A 10,502-nucleotide genomic window follows, 5' to 3' on the forward strand; every position below is an offset into this window, starting at 1 on the left:
GACTTCAGACAATATGGGAGTGGTGGTTGCTGCTCTGGAATATCGACAGGATAAGTGGTATGAAGTCACAGGTATTGTCTTAGAGGGGAAACTTTATCGCCTGAGAATAAGACGACTGACACCAAGAGAGTGTTTCAGACTTCAAGGCTTTCCTGACTGGGCTTATGAAAGAGCAGAGAGTGTTTCTAGTAAGAGCCAACTATACAAACAGGCCGGCAATAGCGTGACTGTCACAGTTATTGAAGCCATTGCGAGAGAATTTAGAAGAACGGAAGAGGAAGAAAAACATGAACCTACTACATAAGAAAAGTATCCTAGATTGTACTGAATTAGAAGAACATATTCACCAAGTTGAAACCAATCAGTTATTACAAAAGATACTGTCGCTCCCCAATTTTGATTGTGACTTTGAGGTGACTTTTGAAGATGATTACCACAAGGAGATGAATGATCCCCTATTCTACGAATCCAATCTTCATCGGATTTCGGATTTTATGGAAACTAGGGATATTAAAAATGGTGTAGATACACTATTGACGAAAGACAATCACCTGGCCTTTCGTGCCTTTGGTGAACATTATTCTGCTAGAGGAAAGGATGGCATTTTAACGACTTTAGTGACGGTCAAGTGCTTTGGTGAAGGACGGATGCCCATTGATATGAGTCGCTATTTCTCAACTCCTGAACAAACAGTTGAAAATAGCCTAACCTTATAAGGAGGAGCCTATGCTTGAGGTATATCTAGGAAATAATGCCAATACAAACCAAGACTTACTAACCATTTTGACGACCTATGGTGTGACTTATCGTTGTATAAAAGCGTGTGATGTAAACCGTGAAATCTTACTGTCACTCTTTGCCAAAACCACGGATTGTTTTGAGTTGCTGTCGCCACGATTTCTTCGCTTTAAACGTCAATATTCGATAAGTTTGAATGAGATGATTCAGCTCATTCTCCAAAAGCCAGACCAGAATCTTCGGTTGCCACTCATTGTTTGTCAGAATCATGTCTATCCAGCTATTGGGCTAGACGAAGTGCGTACCTTTCTTCCCAGACAAGTAAAAGAAGAGCTGTTTCAGGCCAGTCTGATGAAACAAGTGACAGGGTAGGTGTGAAGATGAATGAACGATTTTGGGACAATTTAGAAATCATTCTGGCCGAAAAAGAACTCACTTGGGCAGAACTAGCTCGCAAAGTATTCAACGGTCAATATGTCTATCCCAGTGAGTTTAATCGCCTCTATCAAAAACTGCGACATTACAAATCCAATCGCCTGATGCCACAAACAAGATGGGTTGAGCGAATCGTTCTAGTCTTAGACATTGATTATGAAGATTTATTCAAGAGGTGACAATGATAAGGATAGTGTTGTTTTATCTAGCCATACAGCTTAACGGTTTTCTATTAAGTTTATACCTACAAGAGTATATGACGATTGAGGGTATAGTCTTGCTACAATTGGTCCTATTAAGTGTGACTTGCTTAGAGATTGCCCGTCATAAAACTCTTCAAGCAAAAAATATAACCTTAAGCAATCGTCTAAGATGGCTGCTTCTTGGTTTTGTGTCTATGGTTGCTTTTGCAGTCTTCATCAGTTTCCTATTTTCAGTTCAGACTAGGAATCAAGCAGTATTGGTACAAGTAGGAAAACTGGTTCCTCATGTTATCTTTTTATTGTTTCTGGTCAATGCAAGTGTCCTTGAAGAGATAGTTTATAGGCAGTTGCTCTGGGAAAAATTGACATTCCCTTTTGTACAAATAGGCGTGACCAGTTTTCTCTTTGTTCTATCCCATGGACCCAATCAGTTAGGGAGTTGGCTCATGTATAGCTGTCTTGGCTTGACCTTGGCTGTTGTTCGATTGAAAACTGATTGTATGACGGCAATCGCCTTACATTTACTTTGGAATAATTTGGCTTATGTCGTAACTTTCTTGTGATACCAAAATCAAGAGTGCTTCCGTATTATGGAAGCACCTTATGTTTGATAGGGAATTCAAAGAAGAGGAGGTCACCATGTCATCTGAACAACAAGAACGTCAAGCGATGCAATACGTGGAAAGAAGTAGTTTATTGACAGTCAGAACCCTCTTAAAGCTCTTAGAATGGTCGGCTAGGCAAGCCTTAGCTCAAGATTCAGCTTATAAGATTGGGGTTCAAAAACTGGAAGAACTCCTTCAAAGCCCTTACGCAATTGAAGCGATTGATGTTAGTAAAGACATACTGGATAAGCCAATCGATGTAGAGAAATTTAAGGAGTTGATGGAGTCAGAAAAACTGCCAATCGCAATTAGTTGGCAAAAAGACTATCTCTACTTTTATGCCAAGGATAAGACCTTACTTGATTATCACTTGGACGAATTGTTGAAGAAACTGATGTCTAATCCAGAGAAGCTAGAAGGTTTAACCTTTGATAAAACCTTGGACCAAGAGATAGAACTGGCCAAAGAGAAAATTAGAGTGATAGAACCTTCGGCAGTCAAAACCAAGGAGGTGACCTTGTAATGTATTCCAGGCAAAAAGCATTGGTCTTTGGACTCTTGGGGCTCGCCTTTGGTTATTTCTGCCATCGTCTAACCCTGCTCTATGATAGTTTAACCAATGCCCCACCTATGGAACGTATTGCCTACCTCTTAGGAGAGGGGTTAAATCAGGTTTTCAATCCTTTATGGCTATTTTCCTTTACTCAAAAATCTCTTCTTGCCTTTATCCTTGGGGTTCTAACGATGACGCTAGTCTATCTTTATGTATCGACAGGACAGAAGGTCTATCGAGAAGGGGAAGAATACGGTTCTGCACGATTTGGAAACAGTAAGGAAAAGCGGAACTTTTACAGTAAGAATCCTTTCAATGACACGATTTTGGCTCGTGATGTTCGTCTAACCTTGTTGGAAAAGAAGAAACCCCAGTTTGACCGAAATAAAAATTTGATTGTCATTGGGGGTTCTGGGGCAGGCAAGACCTTTCGCTTTGTGAAACCCAACCTTATCCAACTTAATTGTTCCAATATTGTCGTAGATCCTAAAGACCATTTGGCTGAGAAGACAGGTAAACTCTTTTTAGAAAACGGTTATCAGGTCAAGGTTTTAGACTTGGTTAATATGACCAATTCAGATGGTTTTAATCCCTTTCGTTATGTAGAAACTGAGAATGATTTGAACCGCATGTTAACGGTCTATTTTAACAATACCCGTGGGTCTGGTTCTCGCAGTGATCCATTTTGGGACGAGGCTTCCATGACATTGGTGAGAGCTATTGCCTCTTATTTGGTGGATTTTTACAATCCTCCAGGAAGTTCCAAGCAAGAGCAGGAAGCAAGACGTAAGCATGGCCGTTATCCAGCCTTTTCTGAGATTGGGAAACTCATCAAACTCTTATCAAAGGGAGACAATCAGGACAAAAGTATTCTTGAAGTCCTGTTTGAAGATTATGCTAAAAAATATGGTCACGAAAACTTTACCATGCGAAACTGGGCGGATTTCCAAAACTACAAGGACAAGACCTTGGATTCGGTCATTGCTGTGACGACCGCTAAGTTCGCCCTTTTTAATATTCAATCGGTGATTGATTTGACGCAAAGAGACACTATGGATTTGAAAACGTGGGGCACTCAAAAGACCATGGTCTATCTTGTTATTCCAGACAATGATACGACTTTTCGTTTCCTATCTGCTTTATTTTTCTCTACGGTTTTCTCCACTTTGACCAGACAGGCTGATGTGGACTTTAAAGGGCAACTGCCGATTCATGTTAGAAGCTATCTGGATGAGTTTGCGAATGTCGGAGAAATCCCAGACTTTGCTGAACAAACCTCAACAGTTCGCTCTAGGAACATGAGTCTAGTTCCTATCTTGCAAAATATCGCCCAACTCCAAGGACTTTATAAGGAAAAAGAGGCTTGGAAAACTATACTGGGGAACTGTGACAGCCTCCTCTATTTGGGTGGAAATGACGAGGAAACTTTCAAATTTATGAGTGGTCTATTAGGCAAACAAACCATTGATGTCAGAAGTACCAGTCGTTCTTTTGGGCAGACTGGCTCAAGTTCTACCTCTCACCAGAAAATTGCCCGTGACTTGATGACGGCTGATGAAGTCGGGAATATGAAACGAGATGAGTGCCTTGTACGCATTGCAGGGGTTCCTGTTTTTCGAACCAAGAAATATTTTCCACCCAAACATAAGAATTGGAAATGGCTTGCGGATAAGGAAATCGATGAACGCTGGTGGCACTATCATATCAATCCCCTAACCGCTGAGGAAGAGTTAGATTTGTCAGGCCATAAAATAAGGGATTTAAGCACAGAAACGACACTATATTAATAGAAATGAGGAATTATATGAATCAAAAACTAACAGGCTTTGTTTACGGAGTGGACGCCAGCTCCATGTTCTCCCAAGCCATGTCTCTATTACAAAAAGGCTTAATTGCAGTAGGAGCCTTTCTTGTTGTCATGGGCATTATCAACCTTTCAACCAACATTAAAGATGGTGGGCCAGGTGTCCGAAATGCTATTCTAGAAATTGTTGGTGGGGTCATGGTGGGAGCCGCTGGTGCTTTTGTGACCCAGATTACCATTTAGGGGAGGACAGCACATGACATGATAATGAATTTTACGTCACCTTTTGTATTTCTAGCCTCTGAAAAAGTATCTAGCGACAGCCTTTTTGAAGGGTTTCAAGTGGATTTAGAATCAACCGCCAACTTGGTTAAGTCACTAGCGGACTTTAATCCGACGGTGTGGTCTTACATGACAGCCATTACCAAGGGGATTATGCAGCCCTTGGGAGTAGCTATTCTTGCGGTAGTTCTTGTACTCGAATTTTCAAAAATGGCCAAGAAAATCGCAAACTCAGGCGGTGCAATGACCTTTGAAGCTATAGCACCTATGATTGTCAGCTACATTATGGTCGCGGTCGTGATTACCAATACGACGGTTATTGTGGAAGCCATTATCGCTCTTGCCTCTTATGTTATTGAACAAGTGGCAGGGCTTGTCACAAATGGTGGTGCTAATTACGATACCATCTCAGGCATCAAGGGATCTGGGATTGTAGGAAAAATGATTATTGGCTTTTTTGCGATTCTCATTTGGTTGGTACGAATGGCCAGTATCATGGTTGTCAATATCTTGATTACCATTCGCTTTATCCAACTCTATCTGATGATACCTTTTGCCCCTGTTACTATTCCAACCTTCCTCAGTGATGACTGGAGAAGTGTTGGGATTGGCTACCTTAAGAACATCATGGTCTACGCCGTTCAAGGTATTTTGATTTTTCTAATTGTATCTCTTGTTCCCTTGTTTGAATCGGCTGGAAAGATTGCCGTATCAAATGGAGCTGGAGTGATGGAATCACTCGCCATTATGTTTGGTGGCTTGGTACAGGCCATATTGTTAATCATTGCCTTAGTTGGCAGTCAACGAACCGCCCGAAGTATTTTGGGGATGTAGGAGGAAGGGAGTCATTATCTCGCTTCCTCTTTTTATAGCTTACTTAGATTGGAGAACATTTATGAACACTCGTGTCTTTAAGGATATCTCAAAGGTTCAACACAGGGCATGGCTAGGATTTACAACTAGACAGGTTATTTTTGTATTTCCAGCTGTCGCCCTAACCATTTTGGTACTGGGCTTGAACCTATTTTATTGGCAATTTGGGGATTGGTTTGTCTATGGTTTTGTTTTTAGCTTTACCATTCCACTCATGTTATTTGGGGTCTATCGCCCTAATGATTTACCATTTGAAACCTACCTCAAGTACCGTTTTCATTATGAACTAACAGTACCAGATCGTACATTTACTGGAAGAAAAGGAGACCAACGTGAAAAAATTAAAACACTTAATGAAACCAAAGACCTCTTCTAATGACAAAAAGCAAAAGACGAAAACGCAGAAGCAGGAGATCAGACCTTCTACCGTAAATACGTTAGCCTATCAAGGGCTTTTTCAGAATGGCCTTATGCAGGTCAGTCCAAGCTATTTCTCACAAACCTATCTCTTAGGAGATGTCAATTATCAAACAGTTGGCTTAGATGATAAGGGAGCTATTGTTGAGAAATATTCCGATTTAATCAATTCACTGGATGATAAGACTAATTTCCAACTGACCATCCTCAATCAAAAGGTCAATCTGGAAAAATTCCGTAAGAGTATTCTCTATCCCTTACAGGAAGATGGGTTTGATGCTTATCGTGATGAATTGAATCGCATGATGAATGCCAACTTAGAGGCGGGTGAGAACAACTTTTCAGCTGTCAAGTTTCTTTCATTTGGCAAGAGCGACCAAACACCAAAACTAGCTTTTCGTTCTCTATCACAGATTGGGGAATATTTCAAAAGTGGCTTTTCAGAGATTGATGTATCTCTTGGTTTACTTGGTGGAGAGGAGCGAGTGAATGTCCTTGCGGATATGTTACGAGGTGAAAATCATTTACCGTTTTCTTACAAGGATTTGACCCTCTCAGGTCAATCCACCAAACACTTTATTGCCCCAACCTACCTTTCCTTTAAACACAAGAATCATATTGAATTGGACGATCGATTATTACAGATTGTTTATGTTCGTGACTATGGCATGGAGTTAGGGGATAAATTTATTCGTGACCTCATGCAGTCAGATTTAGAAGTGATGATTAGCCTACATGCTAAAGGCTCTACCAAGTCTGAAACCATGACCAAGCTGCGAACCAAGAAGACCTTGATGGAATCGCAAAAGATTGGGGAACAACAAAAGATGGCTCGGACTGGAATCTATTTGGAGAAGGTCGGGCATGTTCTTGAAAACAATATTGATGAAGCTGAGGCTCTTCTTCAAACCATGACTCAAACAGGAGATAAACTGTTTGACACCGTATTTCTAATTGGCGTGCTGGCGGATACTGAAGACCAACTCAAACAATCTCTTGATATTATCAAGCAAGTGGCTGGGTCAAATGATATGATTATCGATAACTTGACCTATATGCAAGAAGCTGCCTTTAATAGTCTCTTGCCATTTGGGAAGAACTATCTCGAAGGTATTTCTCGGTCTCTATTGACTTCAAACATTGCCGTGAATGCCCCTTGGACTTCCGTAGATATTCAGGACAAGGGTGGGAAATTTTATGGCATCAATCAAATCTCAAGTAATATCATCAGTATTGACCGTGGCAAGTTAAATACTCCGTCAGGTTTGATTTTAGGGACTTCTGGAGCTGGCAAAGGGATGGCGACAAAACATGAAATCATCTCAACTAAGCTCAAGGAAGCAGATAGTGATACTGAAATTATTATTGTTGACCCAGAAAATGAGTACAGTATTATCGGTCAAGCCTTTGGTGGGGAGAGTATTGATATTGCCCCAGATTCTACCACCTTCTTAAATGTCTTAGATCTATCTGATGAGAATATGGATGAGGATCCGGTTAAGGTCAAGTCCGAATTTCTCTTGTCTTGGATTGGAAAGCTCTTGGACCGTAAAATGGATGGTCGTGAAAAGTCCTTGATTGACCGTGTGACAAGACTCACTTATAAGCATTTTGACACACCGTCCTTGGTCGAATGGGTCTTTGTCTTAGCTCAACAACCTGAACAGGAAGCTAAGGACTTGGCACTGGATATGGAACTCTATGTGGAAGGGTCGCTGGACATATTTTCACATCGGACCAATATTAAAACAGACAGTCATTTCCTGATTTACAATGTCAAAAAGTTAGGCGATGAATTAAAACAAATTGCCCTCATGGTTATCTTTGACCAAATTTGGAATCGGGTGGTCAAAAACCAAAAGCTAGGGAAGAAGACCTGGATTTACTTTGATGAAATGCAGCTTCTCTTATTGGACAAGTATGCCTCTGATTTTTTCTTTAAACTTTGGAGTCGTGTCCGTAAGTATGGGGCGATACCGACAGGCATTACTCAGAATGTAGAAACGCTTCTTTTGGATGCCAACGGCAGACGCATTATTGCCAATAGCGAGTTCATGATTCTTTTAAAACAGGCTAAGAGCGATCGAGAAGAATTGGTGCATATGCTTGGACTTTCCAAGGAACTGGAGAAATACTTGGTCAATCCTGAAAAAGGTGCTGGGCTAATCAAGGCCGGTTCAACCGTTGTTCCATTTAAAAATAAGATTCCACAACACACCAAGCTCTTTGACATCATGAGTACGGACCCTGAAAAAATGAGGACATGAGATGAAAGAGGATAAAAAGCTAGTCAAACATGCTAGGCAAAACTTTCGAAGCAACTTAAAATCAGCCCGTATGCATTATCGGAAAGAAGTTAGAGCCTTAAAACAGACTGTTCCTAAAAAAGGACGATTTCGAAAACCAGCCCAAAATTCTCTTTTTCAGGAAAAGAAAACAGAGATAAAAGGAAATCTACTCAGTAGCCAAAAGGAAGCAGAAGAGAAGTTCCTAAAGGAAATTACCTATGTTTCTCCTAGACTGTTGAAGGTAAAGGAAATCAAGAACTATCGACTTCCGCATGTTCAAGAGCGTTTGCGGACGGCAAGAAAACATCTGTCAGAAGTGAAACTAAGTGAGAAACAGCAGGTAGTTAATCCCAAGTTTACTTTCCAAAAAGAAAATCCTTCCCTGAAGTCTCGCTTTCAGTTTCACCAAGAAAAATCATTTGATCGACTCAGTGCAGAAAAAGACGTAAGTTCTGCCAAGCGTGAAGTCAAACAACTCAAGAAAGTCCAAAAGACTAAGAAAAACTCTACCAAAGTCAAAGTTGGATTAGGCTTAGCTGCATCTGAATCCCTTGACCTGATAGCACAGGAGGATGATTTAGATGGTCTAAGAACCATGAAGGATACTAGTTTGAAAGGCATACGCTATGGAAGGTTTACCTTTCAAGCAGGTAAGGTGGCAGTAAAAAGTGGACAGACTAGTGTGCGGTTTACCAAAACAAAATTTTCTCATGGAAAGGAACGATTCCAGAACTTCAAAAAGGGAAAAGGATTCACACGCCAGAAACCTCTTAAACCAAGAAGACGCTACCAAACCTTTTTAAAGCATGTCAGAAAACAAAGTGTCGCAGGTTTCAAAGGAATCGTCCAAGCCATTAAGGGAAGTATGACTTTCTTTTCTGTCCTTGCGGGAAATCCTTTGACTTGGATTGTCTCAGGCATTCTCTTGATACTCCTTTTGATGATGAGCTTTTTCATGAGTGTTTCAGGAAGCAGTGTTATTCAACAAGATGAGATGGAGTTGACCAAGGCCTATACCCACATGACGTGGGAAGATGCGGAACATACGAGAACCAATAAAAAAGGGATTGCCTACTACACCAAGATTGATGAGATTATGGTTTACATGAATCATCAATACCAAGACTACAAGCTTGACGATTTCATGGAAACAGGTGGTGTGACCTACAAAGCGTTTCTCAGTCAAGTGTGGACAGACTTAAATGGTGGAGATTCTATTAAATCCATGTCTGACTTATATAAAGAACCTACTTACAAGCTGTCTGATGAAGACCAGGAAGAGTTAAAGGAGTTGACAGAAGGAGGCAACTATCTAGCCCTTCAAGAATTGGACAATCCCTTTCAGGGACAGACTGACGAGGATAGCTTAAGCATGACCTACCGATATGGGTATGAGGTCATTGATGAGAAACCAACGCTTCATCACCATATCATCTTAGAAGCGAAAGAAGGTCAAGTCATTGTAGCTCCGATGGATGGCAAGGTATCTCTTGATGGAGAGAACGTTGTTTTGACATCTGGTAAGGGAGTGAATAAGACTAAACTAACCTTGTTTGGCATTCATTCAGGCCGAGTGAGTGAACATCAACATGTCTTGGCAGGAGATATTATTGGTCAGACCAAAGACGGAACGGGTCTAAAAGTCACCTATCAAAAGGTTGATGATGACACGGATAAGTTGGTCTATGTCAATCCAGCATTCTACTTTCCAAAAGTGATTCAGGTTCAGACCACCATTCTTCCAACTATCGGTCAGTTTGGCGGTGATGAGTTCGAGAGAGCAAAGGCTATTTATGACTATCTTAAAAGCAAAGGTGCGACCAATCAAGCTATCGCAGCTATTTTAGGAAATTGGTCGGTAGAATCTTCCATTAATCCAAAACGAGCTGAAGGCGACTATTTATCTCCGCCAGTTGGTGCGACTGATAGTTCGTGGGATGATGAGGGCTGGCTCTCAATCAATGGTCCAACTATATACAATGGACGTTACCCAAATATTCTCAAACGTGGTTTAGGCTTAGGCCAATGGACAGATACCGCGGATGGGTCACGCAGACATACTTTATTGTTGGAATATGCCAAAGGAAAACATCAAAAGTGGTATGACTTAGGCTTACAACTGGATTTCATGTTGCATGGGGATAGTCCTTATTACACCAACTGGTTAAAGGACTTTTTCAAAAATTCAGGAAGTCCAGCTAGTCTTGCCCAACTCTTTCTCATTTACTGGGAAGGAAATAGTGGAGATAAGCTACTTGAACGTCAAACACGAGCAAGTGAGTGGTATTACCAAATTGAAAAAGG

The 10,502-nt window shown here is 40.9% G+C and carries 12 protein-coding genes; all 12 read left to right on the forward strand.

Annotated elements, in window-relative coordinates:
• On the forward strand, positions 1-304 hold a 304-nt coding region (locus C1E58_RS00505; protein ID WP_193441727.1), incomplete at its 5' end, for a DNA cytosine methyltransferase.
• Positions 288-716, forward strand: coding sequence for a hypothetical protein (locus C1E58_RS00510; protein ID WP_105208998.1), 429 nt, complete (start codon positions 288-290; stop codon positions 714-716). The genes C1E58_RS00505 and C1E58_RS00510, both read left to right, overlap by 17 nt.
• A gap of 10 nt (positions 717-726) precedes the next feature.
• Complete coding sequence (locus C1E58_RS00515) at positions 727-1,110, forward strand: hypothetical protein (RefSeq protein WP_014636956.1); 384 nt, start codon at positions 727-729, stop codon at positions 1,108-1,110.
• Positions 1,111-1,118: 8 nt separating this feature from the next.
• Entirely contained in the window at positions 1,119-1,352 is a 234-nt protein-coding gene (locus C1E58_RS00520) for a hypothetical protein (RefSeq protein ID WP_014636955.1), read from the forward strand.
• Positions 1,353-1,354: 2 nt separating this feature from the next.
• Positions 1,355-1,939 carry a CPBP family intramembrane glutamic endopeptidase gene (locus C1E58_RS00525; protein WP_105208999.1) on the forward strand — a complete coding sequence of 195 codons (585 nt, stop codon included), beginning with the start codon at positions 1,355-1,357 and terminating at the stop codon, positions 1,937-1,939.
• A 76-nt stretch (positions 1,940-2,015) separates the two neighbouring features.
• On the forward strand, positions 2,016-2,504 hold the full coding sequence (locus C1E58_RS00530; RefSeq protein WP_105209003.1) for a hypothetical protein: 489 nt from the start codon (positions 2,016-2,018) through the stop codon (positions 2,502-2,504).
• The gene (locus tag C1E58_RS00535) at positions 2,504-4,321 is read left to right on the forward strand and encodes a VirD4-like conjugal transfer protein, CD1115 family (RefSeq protein ID WP_105209000.1); all 1,818 of its coding nucleotides are present in this window, start codon (positions 2,504-2,506) and stop codon (positions 4,319-4,321) included. Before C1E58_RS00530 ends, C1E58_RS00535 begins: the two co-directional genes overlap by 1 nt.
• Positions 4,322-4,338: 17 nt before the next feature.
• Positions 4,339-4,581 carry a hypothetical protein gene (locus tag C1E58_RS00540; protein ID WP_001072182.1) on the forward strand — a complete coding sequence of 81 codons (243 nt, stop codon included), beginning with the start codon at positions 4,339-4,341 and terminating at the stop codon, positions 4,579-4,581.
• 18 nt (positions 4,582-4,599) lie between these two features.
• Positions 4,600-5,454 (forward strand): conjugal transfer protein TrbL, encoded by an 855-nt coding sequence (locus tag C1E58_RS00545; protein ID WP_105209001.1) that lies wholly within the window; start codon positions 4,600-4,602, stop codon positions 5,452-5,454.
• A gap of 61 nt (positions 5,455-5,515) precedes the next feature.
• Positions 5,516-5,869: a PrgI family protein gene (locus C1E58_RS00550; protein WP_001097579.1), complete on the forward strand. Its 354-nt coding sequence runs from the start codon at positions 5,516-5,518 to the stop codon at positions 5,867-5,869.
• Entirely contained in the window at positions 5,826-8,177 is a 2,352-nt protein-coding gene (locus C1E58_RS00555) for a VirB4-like conjugal transfer ATPase, CD1110 family (RefSeq protein WP_000734144.1), read from the forward strand. The genes C1E58_RS00550 and C1E58_RS00555 overlap by 44 nt, the downstream gene beginning before the upstream one ends.
• Before the next feature lies 1 nt (position 8,178).
• Positions 8,179-10,502: phage tail tip lysozyme (locus C1E58_RS00560; protein WP_105209002.1), on the forward strand; the 2,324-nt coding region annotated here is incomplete at its 3' end.

This window comes from Streptococcus suis, assembly GCF_002964575.1.
GTDB lineage: Bacteria > Bacillota > Bacilli > Lactobacillales > Streptococcaceae > Streptococcus > Streptococcus suis_R.